Origin of the sequence: Streptomyces collinus Tu 365 (assembly GCF_000444875.1) — a bacterium.
Lineage (GTDB): Bacteria > Actinomycetota > Actinomycetes > Streptomycetales > Streptomycetaceae > Streptomyces > Streptomyces collinus_A.
Window position 1 is genome coordinate 5927475 of record NC_021985.1, and the last position, 16378, is coordinate 5943852.

Sequence of the window (16378 nt, forward strand, 5' to 3'; positions counted from 1 at the left end):
GTAGGCTTCACCCCGTGGACGAGAACATTCGCTTCGGCCCCGCGACAGGCGTCGGTTCGCTGCCCGGCGGGGACGCCCGGGAAGCCGCCAAGACCGTCACCGGCAGCCTCGAGGACTTCCCCTTCCTGGCCGAACTGCCCGCCCGGGGGCCCGGCGCCGACATGATCGGCCGGACCGCCGGGATGCTGGTCGAGCTCTACGCGCGCGTGGAGCCCAGCGGCTGGCGGCTCGGCGACCGGCCGGGCCGGGACACCAGGCGGGCCCGGTCCTGGCTGGGGGAGGACCTCGACGCCCTGGAGGAGTTCACCCAGGGGTACGAGGGCGACCTCAAGGTGCAGGCGGTCGGGCCGTGGACCCTGGCCGCCGCCCTGGAGCTGCGCAACGGGGAGGCAGCCCTGTCCGACGCCGGCGCCTGCCGCGACCTCGCCGGCTCGCTCGGCGAGGGCCTGCGCCTGCACCTCGACGAGGTGCGCCGCCGGGTGCCGGGCGCCCGGCTCGTGCTCCAGCTCGACGAGCCCTCGCTCACCGCCGTGCTGCGCGGGCAGGTGCGCACCGCCAGCGGCTACCGCACCCACCGGGCCGTGGACCGGCAGGTGGTCGAGGCCACCCTCCGCGACGTCGTCGGAGCGCACGCGGGCGGACCCGTCGTGGTGCACTCCTGCGCGCCCGGCGTGCCGTTCGCCCTGCTGCGCCGGGCGGGCGCCGCCGCCGTCTCCTTCGACTTCTCGCTGCTCACCGAACGTGACGACGACGCCATCGGCGAGGCGGTGGAAGCCGGCACCCGGCTGTTCGCCGGTGTCGTGCCGGGCACCGACGGCCCATTGTCGGACCCTGCCGGTAGCGTCATGGGTGTCAGGACGCTGTGGCGCAGGCTGGGGCTGCGTCCGGGGCTGCTCGCGGAGGCGGTCACGGTGACCCCGGCGTGCGGGCTCGCGGGCGCTTCCCCCGCCTACGCGCGCCAGGTGCTCGCCCACTGCGTCCGGGCGGCGAGATCCCTCGCGGACAACCCAGAGTAACGGGAGGACAACACGGTGGCCGGCGACAAGCAAGCCCGGACGACGGCGGTGCCCGCCGAGGCCCGCGAGAAGCACACGCGGCTCGCGGAGCAGGTCGAGGAGCACCGCTTCCGGTACTACGTGAAGGACGCTCCCGTCGTCAGCGACGCGGAGTTCGACAAGCTCCTGAAGACGCTGGAGGCGCTGGAGGCGGAGTACCCCGAGCTGCGCACCCCGGACTCGCCCACCCAGAAGGTCGCCGGGTCGTACGCCACGGAGTTCACCGCCGTCGAGCACCGCCAGCGGATGCTCTCCCTGGACAACACCTTCAACGACGACGACCTGGCCGCCTGGGCCGACCGCATCGCGCGGGAACTGGGCGAGCAGGAGTACCACTTCCTGTGCGAGCTGAAGGTCGACGGCCTCGCGGTCAACCTCACCTACGAGCACGGCCGTCTCACCCGCGCGGCCACCCGCGGCGACGGCCGCACCGGCGAGGACATCACCCCGAACGTCCGCACGATCGCGGAGATCCCGGACCGCCTCAAGGGCGACGACGTCCCGGACCTGGTCGAGATCCGCGGCGAGGTCTACTTCCCGATGGAGAAGTTCCTCGAGCTGAACGCACGCCTGGTCGCAGCGGGAGACAAGCCCTTCGCCAACCCCCGCAACGCGGCGGCCGGTTCGCTGCGGCAGAAGGACCCGCGGGTCACCGCCACCCGGCCGCTGCACATGGTCGTCCACGGCATCGGCGCCCTGGAGGGCTTCTCGGGCATGACCCGCCTCTCCCAGGCCTACGACCTGCTGAAGACCTGGGGACTGCCGACCTCCCCGCACAACCGCGTGGTCGACGACCTCGACGGCGTCCGCGCGTTCATCGCCTACTACGGCGAGAACCGCCACTCCGTGGCGCACGAGATCGACGGCGCCGTCATCAAGCTCGACGAGATCCGCCTCCAGGGCCGCCTGGGCTCCACCGCGCGCGCCCCGCGCTGGGCGATCGCCTACAAGTACGCGCCGGAGGAGGTCAACACCAAGCTCATCGACATCAAGGTGGGGGTCGGCCGCACCGGCCGGGTCACGCCGTACGCCCAGGTCGAGCCGGTCACCGTCGCGGGCAGCGAGGTCGAGTTCGCCACCCTGCACAACCAGGAGGTCGTCAAGGCCAAGGGCGTGCTCATCGGCGACACCGTCGTGCTGCGCAAGGCCGGTGACGTCATCCCGGAGATCCTCGGCCCCGTGGCCGACCTGCGGGACGGCAGCGAGCGGGAGTTCGTGATGCCGGGCGAGTGCCCCGAGTGCGGCACGGCGCTGCGGCCCATGAAGGAGGGCGACATCGACCTCCGCTGCCCCAACGCCCGTGCCTGCCCTGCCCAGTTGCGCGGACGCCTGTCCTACCTCGCGGGCCGCGAGTGCCTGGACATCGAGCACTTCGGCGACGTGGCCGCGGCCGCGCTCACCCAGCCGCTGGAGCCGGCCGACCCGCCGCTGGTCGACGAGGGCGACCTGTTCGACCTGACGGTGGAGAAGCTGCTGCCCATCAAGGCCTACGTCCTCGACCCGGACAGCGGGCTGCCCAAGCGGGACCCGAAGACGGGCGAGGAGAAGGTCGTCACGGTCTTCGCCAACCAGAAGGGCGAGCCGAAGAAGAACACCCTCGCCCTCCTGGAGAACATCGAGGCGGCCAAGTCCCGCCCGCTCGCCCGCTTCCTGAACGGGCTGTCCATCCGGCACGTCGGCCCGGTCGCCGCGCAGGCCCTCGCCCGCGAGTTCCGCTCGCTCGACCGCATCGAGCAGGCCACCGAGGTGGAGCTGGCCGGCACGGACGGCGTCGGCCCCATCATCGCCGCCGCCCTCAAGGAGTGGTTCGCCGAGGAGTGGCACCGCGAGATCGTCCGCAAGTGGAAGGCGGCCGGAGTCCCGCTGGAGGACCAGGCCTCGGGCGAGGACGAGGGGCCGCGTCCGCTGGAGGGGCTCACCGTCGTCGTCACCGGCACCCTGGAGAACTTCACGCGGGACGGCGCCAAGGACGCGCTGCAGAGCCGCGGCGCGAAGGTGACCGGATCGGTGTCGAAGAAGACCTCGTTCGTGGTGGTCGGCGACAACCCGGGGTCGAAGTACGACAAGGCGATGCAGCTCAAGGTCCCGGTCCTGAACGAGGACGGTTTCGCCGTCCTGTTGGAGCGGGGACCCGAGGCCGCGGCCGAAGTCGCGCTTCCCTCCGCCGAGTAGCGGTTGAAGGCCACCCGTTCGGTGCATATCAGTTGCATACGGGTGGCCCGGGCGCATTCGGGCAACCGTCGACGACCGCTGCCCGAGGGAGCCTTCAGCGTCCTACTGTTGAGGTGTGCGCCTGCCGTGCCCAGCTGCGGCTGGGGCATCTCCCTGCCCGCGAAGGGCACGGGGAGGCCTTCTTCGACGCGGAGCCGCTGATGGTTGTCGGGCATCGGGCCGCGTGGCGTGGGCACCGCCGGCTGTGAGAGGGACGGGAATGGAACCGACCGAGAGCGCCGCTCCGGACGCATGGCTGCGCCTGCGCCGCCGTGCGGTCGCGTGGCGGGAGAGCCGGTGGACCGGACGGGGCGCCGAGCGCACGCACGTCCGGCCGCGCCCGGCCGGACCGGGTACCCCCGCCGAGACGCACACCGCGATCCCCCTGGTCGTCGAAGCCGTCCCGGCGCTGCCCGGCGGCGACGCCGAACGGCACCTGCCCCGGCCGCCGCTGCCCGCCGCCGTGGTGGCCGCCGCCGGCTGCGTCCTGGGCGCCGGCTTCGTCCGCGCGTTCACGCAGCACCACGCCCTCTTCCCGTGCGACACGCTCGGCTGGTCGCTGGCCGTGCTCACCGGCATCATCGTCGGCCACCTCGTGATGCTCGGCCGCGCCCGCTGGTGGGGCGGCACCGGCTCCGGCGCCGCCCTCACCCTCGCCGTCCTGCTGCTGTACGGCTGGGTGCCCGCCGGCATGGTCAGCCTGACCGTCGTCGTCCTGGTCGGCACAGCGAGGCGGCACCGCTGGCGCCAGGGCGTGCTGCAGGGCGCCGCGGACATCCTCGGGATCGGCGCCGGCGCCCTGGTGCTCGGCTGCTTCGGACGGGTGCCGAGCGTCGAGGAGCCGTGGCGGCCCGAGAGCTGGGGCATCACCACCGTGCCCGAGGTGATGGTCGTCGCGGCCGCGTACCTCGCGGTCAGCCGCGGCCTGCTCTGGTACCTGCACGCGCCGCGCGGTGGCGGACTGCCCACCGTCGCCCGCACCGCCCTGGTCAGGCAGGGCCTGGTCGCCGTCGCGCTGCTCGGCATCGCGCCCCTGGTGTGCGTGGTCGCCGACGCCCAGCCGATCCTGCTCCCGCTGTTCGCGATCCCGCTCATCGCCCTCGACTCCACGCTGTGGATGGCCCGCGCCCGCGCCGAGGAGCAGTTGCGCGACCCGCTGACCGGACTGCCCAACCGGCAGTGGCTGCTGGAGCGGATCTGGACCGCGCTGGACGACGCCGAGCGGATCGGCGCCCGCGCGGCCCTCATGCTGATCGACCTCGACCGTTTCCGGTCGGTGAACGACACCCTCGGTCATCTCGCCGGTGACCGGCTGCTGCTCCAGATCGCCGACCGGCTGCGGGTCGCCCTGCCGCGCGGCGCGGAGGCGGCCCGGCTCGGCGGTGACGAGTTCGCCGTGTTACTGCCGGTCGCCGACTCCACCACCTCGGCCACCCGGGTCGCCCGCGGCCTCGTCGCCGCCCTCAGCTCCCCGCTCGACCTCGACGGCCTCACCCTGGTCCTGGAGGCCAGCGCGGGCGTCGCCGTCTTCCCCGACCACGCGCTGGACGCGGAGGGGCTGCTCAGGCGGGCCGACGTGGCGATGTACCAGGCCAAGCGCGACCGCACGGGCGTCGAGGTCTACGAGTCCAAGCGGGACTCCAACACCCCGGACCGCCTCGGCCTGCTGGGTGATCTGCGCCGGGCGCTCGACGCGCACGAGGTGCAGCTGCACTACCAGCCCAAGGTCCGCTTCGACGGACAGGTCGCCGGTCTCGAGGCGCTGGTGCGGTGGGTGCACCCCGAGCGCGGGAAGGTTCCGCCGGACGAGTTCATCGCCATCGCCGAGTCCTCGGGGCTGATGCCCCACCTGACGGAGTACGTGCTGGAGACCGCCCTCGCGCAGGTCGCCCGGTGGCGGGCGCAGGGGCTCAGGGTCCCGGTGGCCGTGAACGTCTCCCCGCGCGACGTCCACACGCCCGGCTTCGCCGGCTCCGTCGCGGCCCGGCTGGCCCGGCACGGCGTCCCGGCGGGAGCGCTCCAGCTGGAGATCACCGAGCACGTCCTCCTGGAGGACCCGCAGCGGGCCGCCGACACCCTCGCCGGGCTCACCGGGCACGGCGTGAAGATGTCCCTCGACGACTTCGGCACCGGCTACTCCTCGCTGGTGCACCTGCGCCGGCTGCCGGTCAGCGAGCTGAAGATCGACCGGTCCTTCGTGGCCCGGCTCGCGGTGGACAACGAGGACGCGGAGATCGTGCGCTGCACGGTCGACCTGGCGCACTCGCTCGGCCTGCTGGTCGTCGCCGAGGGGGTGGAGGACGACGAGACCTGGGAGCGGCTGCGCGACCTCGGCTGCGACGCGGTGCAGGGCTGGCTGGTCGCCGCCGCGATGCCGCCGGACGAGACGACGGCGTGGCTGCGCGCCCGCGGCTCCCGGGGCTGGCAGCGCCCCCGCGCGGCCCTGCCGGCGGCCGAGTAGCACGTCCGCACCAGCATCGGGGGTTCCAGCACATGTCGCTGTTCGTTCCCAGGTTCGACGAGACCGTGATCGTCCGTGAGGCGGAGGCCGAGGTCGTCGGCCGCGCGCCCTCCACCGTGCGCCTGCTGGCCGACAGCAGCCGGACCGGCGGAGCCCTGTCCACCCAGCGCGTCACCCTCACGGCCGGCGCCGACGGCGCCAGGCCGCACTGGCACGACCACTCCGCCGAGATGTTCTTCCTGCTCGACGGCGCCGCCGAGATCCTGTCCGGCGACGACGTCGTCACCGCCGGCCCCGGCGACCTGGTCGTCGTCCCGCCCGGCAGGCCGCACGCCTTCGCCGCCGTGCCCGGAGCCGACGCCGACCTGCTCATCGTCCTCACCCCGGGCGTCGAGCGCTTCGAGTACTTCCGCCACCTGCGGCGCGTGGCCCTCGGGGAGGTCACCCCGGAGAGCCTCCTGGAGGTCCAGGAGCTGTACGACAACCACTTCCTGCGCAGCGCCGCCTGGGACGCACGACGCGCCTGAGCGGCGCCACGGCCCGGGGCCGGGCCAACCGTTTCACAGGCACCCGGCCCCGCCCCATAGGATTGGGGCCAAACCGCAAACTCTCACCCCCAGAGGATCGCTGCATGCCTGGCATCACGCGCGAGGAGGTCGCCCACCTCGCCCGGCTGGCGCGTCTGGAGCTGAAGCCCGAAGAACTCGACCACTTCGCGGGACAGCTCGACGACATCATCGGCGCGGTCGCCCGCGTCAGCGAGGTCGCCGACCAAGACGTACCGCCGACCTCGCACCCGCTCCCGCTGACCAACGTCATGCGGCCGGACGAGGTCCGTCCCTCGCTCACCCCCGAGCAGGCGCTCTCCGGCGCCCCGGCCCAGGAGCAGCAGCGTTTCAAGGTGCCGCAGATCCTGGGTGAGGAGTGACCACCATGACGGACAGCAACATCATCAAGCTCACGGCCGCGCAGATCGCCGAGAGGATCGCCGCCGGCGAGCTCACGGCCGTCGAGGTCACCGAGGCCCACCTCGCCCGCATCGAGGCCGTGGACGAGAAGGTCCACGCCTTCCTGCACGTCGACCGCGAGGGCGCCCTCGCCCAGGCGCGCGCCGTGGACGAGAAGCGGGCCCGCGGCGAGAAGCTCGGCCCGCTGGCCGGCGTCCCGCTCGCGCTCAAGGACATCTTCACCACCGAGGGCGTGCCGACCACCGTCGGCTCGAAGATCCTCGAGGGCTGGATCCCGCCGTACGACGCCACGCTCACCAAGCGGCTGAAGGCCGCCGACGTGATCATCCTCGGCAAGACCAACATGGACGAGTTCGCCATGGGGTCCTCCACCGAGAACAGCGCCTACGGCCCGACCGGCAACCCCTGGGACCTGACCAAGATCCCCGGCGGCTCCGGCGGCGGTTCCTCCGCCGCGCTCGCCTCCTACCAGGCCCCGCTCGCCATCGGCACCGACACCGGCGGCTCCATCCGCCAGCCGGCCGCCGTCACCGGCACCGTCGGCGTGAAGCCGACGTACGGCGCGGTCTCCCGCTTCGGCATGGTGGCGTTCTCCTCCTCCCTCGACCAGGGCGGCCCCTGCGCCCGTACGGTCCTGGACGCGGCCCTGCTGCACGAGGTCATCGCCGGGCACGACCCGCTCGACTCCACCTCCATCGACGCCCCCGTGCCGCCGGTGGTCGAGGCCGCGCGCAACGGCAGCGTCGCGGGCATGCGGGTCGGCGTGGTCAAGCAGTTCCGCGGCGAGGGCTACCAGGCCGGCGTCGTCCAGCGGTTCGACGAGTCCGTCGCGCTGCTCAAGGAGCTGGGCGCCGAGATCGTCGAGCTGGACTGCCCGTCCTTCGACCTCGCGCTGTCCGCGTACTACCTGATCGCCCCCTCCGAGTGCTCCTCCAACCTCGCCCGCTTCGACGGCCTGCGCTACGGCCTGCGGGTCGGCGACGACGGCAGCCACTCGGCCGAGGAGGTCACCTCCCTCACCCGTGAGGCGGGCTTCGGCCCGGAGGTCAAGCGGCGCGTCATGCTCGGCACCTACGCCCTGTCGAGCGGCTACTACGACGCCTACTACGGCTCCGCGCAGAAGGTCCGCACGCTCATCACGCGTGACTTCGAGAAGGCGTTCGAGCAGGTCGACGTGATCGTCTCCCCGACGACCCCGACCACCGCCTTCGCGATCGGCGAGCGCGCGGACGACCCGATGGCCATGTACCTGGCCGACCTGTGCACCATCCCCACCAACCTGGCGGGCAACGCGGCCATGTCGCTGCCGTGCGGCCTCGCCCCGGAGGACAACCTCCCGGTGGGCCTGCAGATCATCGCCCCGGCCCTGAAGGACGACCGCCTGTACAAGGTGGGTGCCGCCGTCGAGGCCGCCTTCGTGGAAAAGTGGGGGCACCCGCTGCTCGAGGAGGCTCCGTCGCTGTGAGTGCACTGAACAAGGCCAAGGGCTTCAAGAAGTCGAAGTCCGGCACGTACCTGTCGATGGCCGGGACCGCGTTCGGCGCGTTCGGTGTGGCCAAGCAGATCAAGAAGGCGCGCGCCGAGCACGACACGCTGCGGCTCATCGACGCCACCGTGTCCGCCGTCGCGATCGTCACCGGCCTCGCCATCCTCTACCGCGAGCTGAAGCGGCTGGGCGACGACGACGTCCTGCTGGGCTGAGAGGGAAGTTTTCACCGTGACCACCACGACCGACCTGGTGTCGTACGAGGACGCGCTGGCGTCGTACGACCCCGTCATGGGCCTCGAGGTCCATGTCGAACTCGGCACCAAGACCAAGATGTTCTGCGGCTGTTCGACGGCGCTCGGCGCCGACCCGAACACCCAGACCTGCCCCGTCTGCCTCGGCCTGCCGGGCGCGCTGCCGGTCGTCAACGCGACCGGCGTGGAGTCCGCGATCAAGATCGGTCTCGCGCTGAACTGCGAGATCGCCGAGTGGTGCCGCTTCGCCCGGAAGAACTACTTCTATCCGGACATGCCGAAGAACTTCCAGACCTCCCAGTACGACGAGCCGATCGCCTTCGACGGCTACCTCGACGTGCAGCTGGAGGACGGGGAGACCTTCCGCGTGCAGATCGAGCGCGCCCACATGGAGGAGGACACCGGCAAGTCGACGCACGTCGGCGGCGCCACCGGCCGTATCCACGGCGCGTCCCACTCCCTGCTGGACTACAACCGCGCCGGCATCCCGCTCATCGAGATCGTCACCAAGCCGATCGAGGGCGCGGGCGAGCGCGCCCCCGAGGTCGCCCGCGCCTACGTGCGCGAGCTGCGCGAGCTCATCAGGGCGCTCGGCGTCTCCGAGGCCCGCATGGAGATGGGCCAGATGCGCTGCGACGTGAACCTCTCGCTGCGCCCGAACGGCACCGAGAAGTTCGGCACGCGCTCCGAGACGAAGAACGTCAACTCGCTGCGCTCGGTGGAGCGTGCGGCCCGCTTCGAGATCCAGCGGCACGCCGCCGTGCTGTCCTCGGGCGGCACGATCATCCAGGAGACCCGCCACTTCCACGAGGACACCGGGTCCACGACCTCGGGCCGCGTGAAGGAGGAGGCCGAGGACTACCGGTACTTCCCGGAGCCCGACCTCGTCCCGGTGGCTCCCTCCCGCGAGTGGGTCGAGGAGATCCGCGCGGCGCTCCCCGAGCTGCCGCTGGCCCGCCGCACCCGGCTGCTCGCCGAGTGGGGCATCTCCGCCACCGACATGCAGTCCATCACCAACGCCGGCGCGCTGGACCTGATCGTCGCGACGATCGACGCCGGTGCCGACGCGGCCTCCGCCCGCAAGTGGTGGATGGGTGAACTGGCGCGCAGCGCCAACGAGTCCGGCAAGGCGCTGGACGAGCTGGCGATCACCCCGGCGCAGGTGGCCCGGGTGACCGAGCTGGTCACCAAGGGCGACCTGAACGACAAGCTGGCCCGCCAGGTCATCGAGGGCGTCCTCGCGGGCGAGGGCACCCCGGACGAGGTCGTCGACAAGCGCGGCCTCAAGGTGGTCTCCGACGACTCGGCGCTCGGCACGGCCGTCGACGAGGCCATCGCCGGCAACCCGGGCGTCGCGGACAAGATCCGCGGTGGCAAGGTGGCCGCGGCCGGCGCCCTGGTCGGCGCGGTCATGAAGGCCACCCGCGGCCAGGCCGACGCGGCCCGCGTCAAGGAGCTGATCCTGGAGAAGCTCGGGGTGAGCGAGGGCTGAGTCCCCGCTCCCGTACGGCCCCGCAGGCATGTCCTCCGGGGCCGTACCCGTGCCCGGTCCCGGAGGCGCTACGCTCGCCCGCCATGAGTGGAAGCACCGCCTCCGGCAGCGGTTCCGGCACCGAATCCGCCATAGCCGGAACCGAGGAGACCGGCGAGGCCGACGTGACCGACGAGAGCGACGACCCGGCGGACTGCGTGCGGGGTGCCCGCCGGGCCCGCTGGGCCGCCCTCGGCACCGGAGCGCTGCTGTCCCTGGCCGGTCTCGCGGCCGCGCTGCTGCGTCTCACCGGCTCCGCCCCCGCGCTCGTGCCCGCCGCCTACGCCCTGGGCGCCGGCCTGTGCGCCCTCGCCGCGGTCCTCGGCCTCCGGGGCCGTACCCGCCGGGCGCTGTGGCTGCTGGTCGCCGGGACGACCGTCATGGCCGTCGGGGACCAGTTCGACTGACGGGCCGCCCATGAGAGGCTCGGCCGGGTCCCGGTGGTGGCTGCGCTTGTCCGCGTAGGAGCGGATCCAGGCACGGGCACCGTCCAGGTCGCCCACCACGTCCGCGAGGCCGATGCGGCGGCCGATGAACTCGCGTCCCCGGTCGATGCCGGCGAGCAAACCGGCCGCGTGCCAGACCTCCAGGGGCCGCAGTTCGGCGCCGTCGTTCCCCCAGGGACACCGCGTACATCGCGCTCCCGCTCCTCTCGCACGTTCCCCGGTGCCGCCGAGGCGGGCTCACTGCACGGCATCTGGCTCGACGGGCGACTGCTCGCGACGAGCGTTAAGGGAGCTCTCAGAGAGCGTCCGTACGGTGCCGGGCATGGCAACGAAGACAGCGGACGTGAGCAGGACCGACGACGAGCGGGCGCGGCAGGAGGCCGCGGCGGGCACCGAGGACGACGCGCGGACGGCGGGCACGGGGGAGGCCGCCGCCGGGGCCGAGGGCACCGAAACCGCCGAGCACGGCGCGGAGTCCGGGGAGGTCCGGGAGAAGACGCCCGGCGCCGGCCAGGGAGCGGGCGCCGTCGTCTCCGCCGCGCTGGGCGTGGTGTCGCTCAGCGGCGGCTGGATCGGCACCGTCGCGGCCGCCCGCGAGACCCTGGTCGGGCAGCTGCGGACCTCGTCCGGGGCGAGCGTCGGCAAGCAGATCAAGGAGGTCTACGGCGACGCCTGGCACACCACGGCGCTGTGGGCCGGCCTGTTCGCCCTGGCCGCGCTGGCCGTCGGCGTGGTCGTCCTGATCCGGCCCGCGTTCGGCACCCCGGGACGCCCGCAGGCCGCCTGGATCAGGTCGGTCGCCTGGGCGGGTGTCTCGCTCGGCGCCGTCGGCCTGCTGCTGGCCGTCCTGAAGTACTCGGACGCGCTGCTGGCCCTGCCCTCCACCGGCTGAGGAACCGCAGGCCCCCGGGGCCTTAGGGAATCCGTACCCGCCTTACGGAGCCCCTGAGGCCCCTTACGCGCGTCCGGGGCCCCCGGACCCGGCCCAGGATGCGGAACTCTCCCGATGTGGCGCACCCCCCTGGGAGACGAAGGTGGAGGCATCGCGGAAAGCGAAGCACGACACCCACCTCGACCGAAGGACACGCCATGTACGAGCTCGACCTGGTCCGGATGCGCTCCGCCGAACTGCGCCGCGAGGCCGCGCGGGAGCGCCTGGCCCGCGAGGTCGCCCGCGACCGCCGCGCCGCCCGGCGCGCGGCGGCCGCCCTGCGCTACGCCCCCGAGGCGGAGCCCCATACCGACCGCCCGCGCGGACACCGGCTCCCGCGCAGCGCGTGAGGGGCCGGGTGGTGGCGGGCGGCCGTACGGGGGTCGGCCGTCCGCGGGAGCAGGGCCGGGCACCTCGCACCGACGAGGGCCCGGCCCTGCGGCCCGTCGGTACGACGATCACACCTGACCTGTGGAAAACGGCTCCCGCGCTCTGCGGACCTCGTGCGATGCTCGGGCCTGTGGAGACCAGGTCCGTGAGTCCCGTGTTCGTCGGCCGCACCGGCGAGTTGGACATCCTGAACGACGCGCTCGCCCGTGCCGCCACGGGCGAGCCCCAGGCGCTGCTGCTCGGCGGTGAGGCCGGCGTGGGCAAGACCCGCCTCGTCGAGGAGTTCGGCGCGGCCGTCTGCCGTCGCGCCGCCACCGTCGCCGTGGGCGGCTGCGTGGAGATCGGCGCCGACGGGCTGCCCTTCGCGCCCTTCTCCACCGCGCTGCGCGTCCTGCGGGACGCCCTGCCCGAGGAGTTCGCCGCCGCCGTGGCCGGCCAGGAGGAGGAACTGGCCCGGCTGCTGCCCGAACTCGGCGAGACCGGCCCCGGCCGCCCCGACGAACGCGGCACGGCCCGTCTGTTCGAACTCACCGCCCGGCTGCTGGAGCGGATCGCCGCCCGGCACACCGTGGTGCTCGTCCTGGAGGACCTGCACTGGGCCGACGCCTCCACCCGGCACCTCCTCGCCTACCTCTTCCGCACCCTGCGCACCGGCCGCCTCCTCGTCCTGGCCACCTACCGCGCCGACGACGTCCACCGCCGCCACCCGCTGCGCCCCCTGCTCGCCGAACTCGACCGGCTGCGCACCGTCCGCCGCCTGGAACTGGCCCGCTTCACCCGCGCGGAGGTCGCCCGCCAGATCGCCGGCATCCTCGCCGCCGAACCCGACCCCGCCCAGGTCGACGAGATCTTCGAACGCTCCGACGGCAACGCCTTCTTCGTCGAGGAACTCGCCGTCGCCGCCGGCGAGGGCTGCTGCACCGGACTCACCGACTCCCTGCGCGACCTGCTCCTGGTCCGGGTCGAGGCGCTGCCCGAGCGGAGCCAGCGGGTCGCCCGGATCGCCGCCGAGGGCGGCTCCACCGTGGAGTACGGGCTCATCGCCGCCGTCGCCGGGCTCAGCGAGGACGACCTCATCGAGGCGCTGCGGGCCGCCGTGGGCGCCAACATCCTCACCGCGACCCCGGACGGCGACGGCTACCGCTTCCGGCACGCCCTGGTACGCGAGGCCGTCGCCGACGACCTGCTGCCCGGCGAACGCTCCCGTCTCAACCGCCGCTACGCCGAGGCCCTGGAGGCCGACCCCACGCTCGTCCCCGCCGCCGAACGGGTGGTCCGCCTGGCCGGCTACTGGTACCACGCGCACGACCCCGCCCGGGCCCTGCCCGCGGTCCTCGACGCCTCCGTGGTGGCCCGCCGCAGACACGCCTACACCGAGCAACTGCGCTTCCTGGAGCGCGCGATGGAGCTGTGGGACACCGCTCCGGCGGAGGTTCGCGACGCCCTGCGCCCGGTGGACTACACCGACGTCTATCCTCCCCCACTGCCCGAAAGGCGCGGGGGGACCCCCAGCGGCTGCGACCCGGCGACCACCCCGCTGCGCTACCTCGACCTGATGGCGGAGGCGGCGGCCGCGGGCCGCTTCGCCGGGGAACGCGAACGCGCACTCAAGATCATCAAGCGTGCCCTGCGCCTGCTGGAGGAGGAGCCGGACCCGCTGCGCGCCGCCTGGTTCTGGGTGCAGCGCTCCCGGGTCGTCCAGGCCCTGGCCCGCGGTGACGGATGGCCGGAACTGTCCACCGCGCAGGACCTGGTCCGCGGCCTGCCGCCCTCGGAGGTGCACGCCGAGGTACTGGCGGAGGCCGCCGGCTGGTCCATGCTGCACCGGCCCGGACCCGAGGCGTTCGCCGCCGCCGAGCGGGCCGTCGAGTACGCGCGCATGGTCGGCGCCCGGGAGATCGAGCTCAACGCCCGCCTCACCCTCGGCGGCCTCATGGTCGACGCCGGCGACACCGAGGCGGGACTGGCGGAGATGGCCCGGGTGAAGGAGGACGCGCTCCGCGAAGGCGTGCGCAGTGTGGCGGGCCGGGCCTTCGTGAACCTGCCGTCCGCGCTGCAGGCGGTCGGCCGTTCCCGCGAGGCCGTCCCCCTGCTGCGCGAGGGGACCGCCTTCGCCCGCGAGTTCGGACTGCTGGACACCGAGGCCTGGGTGTGGGGCAACCTCTCCGACTCGCTGTACACGCTCGGTCGGTGGACCGAGGCCGCCGACGCGGCGGAGCACGCGCTCCGCGTCGGCCACAGCGCCAAGCCCCAGGGCGCGGGCGCCCTGCGCCTGGCCCAGCTCGCGCTCGCCCGGGGCGACCTCGCCGAGGCGGCCCGGCACCTGGCCACCGCCGGCGCCCGCTACGGCTGCCACGATCCCGTGCCCCAGCAGTCCCTGCGGGTGGTCCGCGTCGCCATCGGGGTCGCCGCGGCGCAGGGCCGCGTCCTCGACGCCCGCGCCGAGCTGCGCGCCGCCCTGGAAGCGGGCTTCCCGCCCGGCACCCAGCGCTACGCCTGGCTCCTGCTGCTGGCCGCCGCCGTCGCCGAGGCCGACGCCCGCGCCCTGCCCGCCGCGGCGGACGGCCGCGCCGAGATCCTCGACCGACTGCGCGAGACCGCCCGGGGACTCACCACCGGCGCACCGGTCTGGCTGGCCCACCAGCAGTGGGTCCAGGCCGAACTGCACCGCGCCGAGGGCCGGGACACCGCCGAGGTCTGGTCCCCGGTGGTGGCCGCGTTCGAGTGCCTCGACCGCCCCTACGACCTCGCCCGCGTCCGGTACCGGCTGGCCCAGACCCTGCTCGCCGAGGGCGGCGAGGACGGGCGCGAGCGCGCCGTGGAGCTGCTGCGGCTGGCCGGCGCCGTCGCCGGCCACCTCGGGGCCCGCCCGCTCGGCGACGCGGTCGCCCGGCTGGCCCAGCGCGCCCGCCTCACCCTGGCCGGCACCCCGCGGCGGGCCCCCGACCCGGCCGACCCGGCCGAGGCCCTCGGTCTCACCGGCCGGGAGCGGGACGTCCTGCGCCTGGTGTCGGCCGGCCGCACGAACCGCCAGATAGCCGAGGAGCTGTTCATCTCGCCGAAGACGGCGAGCGTCCACGTCTCCAACATCCTCGGCAAGCTCGGCGTCTCGGGCAGGGGGGAGGCGGCGGCGCTGGCGCACCGGCTGGGGCTGTTCCCGGACGGCACGCTCGCCGCCCCCGCGGCCGGGTGACCGTACGCTGGAGGAGTCCGGCAGGGGGGAGACGCCGTGTTCAACGCCTTCGAGGAACTGTTCGCGCCCGGCCGCAAGCACACCCATGACGAACAGAAACGCCTGGAGCTGACCCGCGAGGACGTCGGCGACGCCGATCCCGCCCGCGGTCCCATAGACCTGGCCTCGGGAAAGGTCGTCGTCCGCCGCCCCGGGCAGCCCGCCGCCGACGACGAGCGGGAGGCGCCGGATCCGGGGTGAGCCGCGGTGCTACCTGACCCGCACCTCCAGCACCCGGTCGTCCCCCTTCTTCGGCCTGCCGCGGCCGTCGGTGTTGCTCGTCACCAGCCACACCTTGCCGCCGCCCGCCGCGACCACGGTGCGCAGCCGCCCGTACTCGCCGGTGAGGAAGGCCTGCGGGGCCGCCGAGGCCCTGGTGCCGTTCAGCGGGATGCGCCACAGGCGCTGCCCCTTCAGCGCGGCCATCCAGATCACCCCGTCGACGTAGGCGATCCCGCTGGGGGAGGCGTCGTCGGTGTGCCACTCGGCGACGGGGTTGACGAAGCGGGGGTCGGAGGACCTGCCCTCGGCGTCGGGCCAGCCGTAGTTCCCACCCGGCTTGATCGCGTTCAGCTCGTCCCAGGTGTCCTGCCCGAACTCCGAGGCGAACAGCCGCTGCCGGCCGTCCCAGGCCAGGCCCTGGACGTTGCGATGGCCGTAGGAGTACACGGGGGAGTGCGGGAACGGGTTGCCGGGGGCCGGCTCGCCCTCCGGGGTCAGCCGCAGGATCTTGCCGCCCAGCGACTTCCGGTCCTGGGCCAGGCCGCGGTCGCCGCTCTCGCCGGTGCCCGCGTAGAGCATCCCGTCGGCGCCGAAGGCGATCCGCCCGCCGTTGTGGATGATGCCCTTCGGAATGCCCTTGAACACCGTGTCCGGCGCGCCCAGTTGTTCACCCGCCGGCTTGTGCTCGTCGTACAGCACGCGGACGATGCGGTTGTCCGAGGCCGAGGTGAAGTAGGCGTAGATCATGTGGTCGGAGGCGAAGCCGGGTGACAGGGCGATGCCCAGCAGACCGCCCTCGCCGGCCGCGGACACCCCGGACACCGTGCCCAGCGGGGTCTTGTGGCCCGTCTTCTCGTCGACACGGACGATGGTGCCGTCGTCGCGGGAGGAGACCAGCAGGCCGCCGCCCGGCAGCGGGGCCAGGCCCCACGGGGACTTCAGGCCCTCGGCCACCGTGCGCAGCACCTGTACCGACCCCTTGGCCGGCGGTGTCGGCCCGGCGGCCGGGGAGGACGCCGCGCCGCCCGGGGCCGTGGTCGCCGGCCCCATGCCGCTGCCGCCCGGCGGGCTTCCGCCGCCGGAGCAGCCCGCCGTCAGCAGGAGCGCGGTCGCGGCCAGCACGGCCGTCACATGTCGACGTGGCACGGTCTTGGTCCCTTCGAGGCGTCGGCTACTCCCTCTCATACACCG

14 protein-coding genes and 1 pseudogene are annotated in these 16378 nt (G+C 73.8%); 13 read left to right on the forward strand and 2 right to left on the reverse strand.

From position 1 onward, the window contains the following. Positions 1–14: 14 nt before the first annotated feature. The 9 genes from B446_RS25865 to B446_RS25905 all read left to right on the forward strand — a co-directional run bounded on the left by B446_RS25865 (position 15) and on the right by B446_RS25905 (position 10373). Positions 15–1016, forward strand: a complete 1002-nt coding sequence (locus B446_RS25865) for a methionine synthase (RefSeq protein WP_020942386.1) — start codon at positions 15–17, stop codon at positions 1014–1016. A gap of 15 nt (positions 1017–1031) precedes the next feature. After that, the gene (gene ligA, locus B446_RS25870; protein WP_020942387.1) at positions 1032–3227 is read left to right on the forward strand and encodes an NAD-dependent DNA ligase LigA; all 2196 of its coding nucleotides are present in this window, start codon (positions 1032–1034) and stop codon (positions 3225–3227) included. 259 nt (positions 3228–3486) lie between these two features. Then, positions 3487–5727 carry a putative bifunctional diguanylate cyclase/phosphodiesterase gene (locus tag B446_RS25875; protein WP_020942388.1) on the forward strand — a complete coding sequence of 747 codons (2241 nt, stop codon included), beginning with the start codon at positions 3487–3489 and terminating at the stop codon, positions 5725–5727. 32 nt (positions 5728–5759) lie between these two features. Beyond that, a complete protein-coding gene (locus tag B446_RS25880; protein WP_020942389.1) occupies positions 5760–6254 on the forward strand; it encodes a cupin domain-containing protein in 495 nt (164 codons plus the stop codon). Between the two features lie 104 nt (positions 6255–6358). Further along, positions 6359–6655, forward strand: a complete 297-nt coding sequence (gene gatC / locus B446_RS25885) for an Asp-tRNA(Asn)/Glu-tRNA(Gln) amidotransferase subunit GatC (RefSeq protein ID WP_004925108.1) — start codon at positions 6359–6361, stop codon at positions 6653–6655. Positions 6656–6660: 5 nt separating this feature from the next. Beyond that, the gene (gatA, locus tag B446_RS25890; protein ID WP_020942390.1) at positions 6661–8160 is read left to right on the forward strand and encodes an Asp-tRNA(Asn)/Glu-tRNA(Gln) amidotransferase subunit GatA; all 1500 of its coding nucleotides are present in this window, start codon (positions 6661–6663) and stop codon (positions 8158–8160) included. Beyond that, the gene (locus B446_RS25895) at positions 8157–8396 is read left to right on the forward strand and encodes a hypothetical protein (RefSeq protein WP_020942391.1); all 240 of its coding nucleotides are present in this window, start codon (positions 8157–8159) and stop codon (positions 8394–8396) included. The genes gatA and B446_RS25895 overlap by 4 nt, the downstream gene beginning before the upstream one ends. A gap of 16 nt (positions 8397–8412) precedes the next feature. Continuing rightward, positions 8413–9927, forward strand: a complete 1515-nt coding sequence (gene gatB / locus B446_RS25900; protein WP_020942392.1) for an Asp-tRNA(Asn)/Glu-tRNA(Gln) amidotransferase subunit GatB — start codon at positions 8413–8415, stop codon at positions 9925–9927. Between the two features lie 83 nt (positions 9928–10010). After that, entirely contained in the window at positions 10011–10373 is a 363-nt protein-coding gene (locus tag B446_RS25905) for a hypothetical protein (protein WP_020942393.1), read from the forward strand. A gap of 45 nt (positions 10374–10418) precedes the next feature. On the opposite strand, the pseudogene B446_RS40405 reads toward B446_RS25905, so the two are convergent. Further along, a pseudogene (locus tag B446_RS40405) lies at positions 10419–10602 on the reverse strand (RimJ/RimL family protein N-acetyltransferase); the annotation flags it as partial. 132 nt (positions 10603–10734) lie between these two features. On the opposite strand from B446_RS40405, the gene B446_RS25910 reads away from it, so the two are divergent. The 4 genes from B446_RS25910 to B446_RS25925 all read left to right on the forward strand — a co-directional run bounded on the left by B446_RS25910 (position 10735) and on the right by B446_RS25925 (position 15166). Continuing rightward, on the forward strand, positions 10735–11304 hold the full coding sequence (locus tag B446_RS25910) for a hypothetical protein (protein WP_043476470.1): 570 nt from the start codon (positions 10735–10737) through the stop codon (positions 11302–11304). Positions 11305–11501: 197 nt separating this feature from the next. After that, positions 11502–11693 carry a hypothetical protein gene (locus B446_RS25915; protein ID WP_020942395.1) on the forward strand — a complete coding sequence of 64 codons (192 nt, stop codon included), beginning with the start codon at positions 11502–11504 and terminating at the stop codon, positions 11691–11693. A gap of 158 nt (positions 11694–11851) precedes the next feature. Beyond that, positions 11852–14926, forward strand: coding sequence for a helix-turn-helix transcriptional regulator (locus B446_RS25920; protein WP_106960612.1), 3075 nt, complete (start codon positions 11852–11854; stop codon positions 14924–14926). Between the two features lie 36 nt (positions 14927–14962). Then, on the forward strand, positions 14963–15166 hold the full coding sequence (locus B446_RS25925; RefSeq protein WP_020942397.1) for a DUF6191 domain-containing protein: 204 nt from the start codon (positions 14963–14965) through the stop codon (positions 15164–15166). 9 nt (positions 15167–15175) lie between these two features. Here the strand turns inward: B446_RS25925 and B446_RS25930 are convergent, their stop codons facing one another. Next, positions 15176–16372, reverse strand: a complete 1197-nt coding sequence (locus tag B446_RS25930) for a PQQ-dependent sugar dehydrogenase (RefSeq protein WP_106960613.1) — start codon at positions 16370–16372, stop codon at positions 15176–15178. Positions 16373–16378 lie beyond the last annotated feature (6 nt).

Coding starts and splice junctions, on each gene's coding strand:
- B446_RS25910 (WP_043476470.1), top strand. CDS start 10,735: ATGGCAACGAAGACAGCGGACGTGAGCAGGACCGACGACGAGCGGGCG.
- B446_RS25880 (WP_020942389.1), top strand. CDS start 5,760: ATGTCGCTGTTCGTTCCCAGGTTCGACGAGACCGTGATCGTCCGTGAG.
- B446_RS25915 (WP_020942395.1), top strand. CDS start 11,502: ATGTACGAGCTCGACCTGGTCCGGATGCGCTCCGCCGAACTGCGCCGC.
- gatC (WP_004925108.1), top strand. CDS start 6,359: ATGCCTGGCATCACGCGCGAGGAGGTCGCCCACCTCGCCCGGCTGGCG.
- gatA (WP_020942390.1), top strand. CDS start 6,661: ATGACGGACAGCAACATCATCAAGCTCACGGCCGCGCAGATCGCCGAG.
- B446_RS25875 (WP_020942388.1), top strand. CDS start 3,487: ATGGAACCGACCGAGAGCGCCGCTCCGGACGCATGGCTGCGCCTGCGC.
- B446_RS25905 (WP_020942393.1), top strand. CDS start 10,011: ATGAGTGGAAGCACCGCCTCCGGCAGCGGTTCCGGCACCGAATCCGCC.
- B446_RS25920 (WP_106960612.1), top strand. CDS start 11,852: ATGCTCGGGCCTGTGGAGACCAGGTCCGTGAGTCCCGTGTTCGTCGGC.
- B446_RS25930 (WP_106960613.1), bottom strand. CDS start 16,372: ATGAGAGGGAGTAGCCGACGCCTCGAAGGGACCAAGACCGTGCCACGT.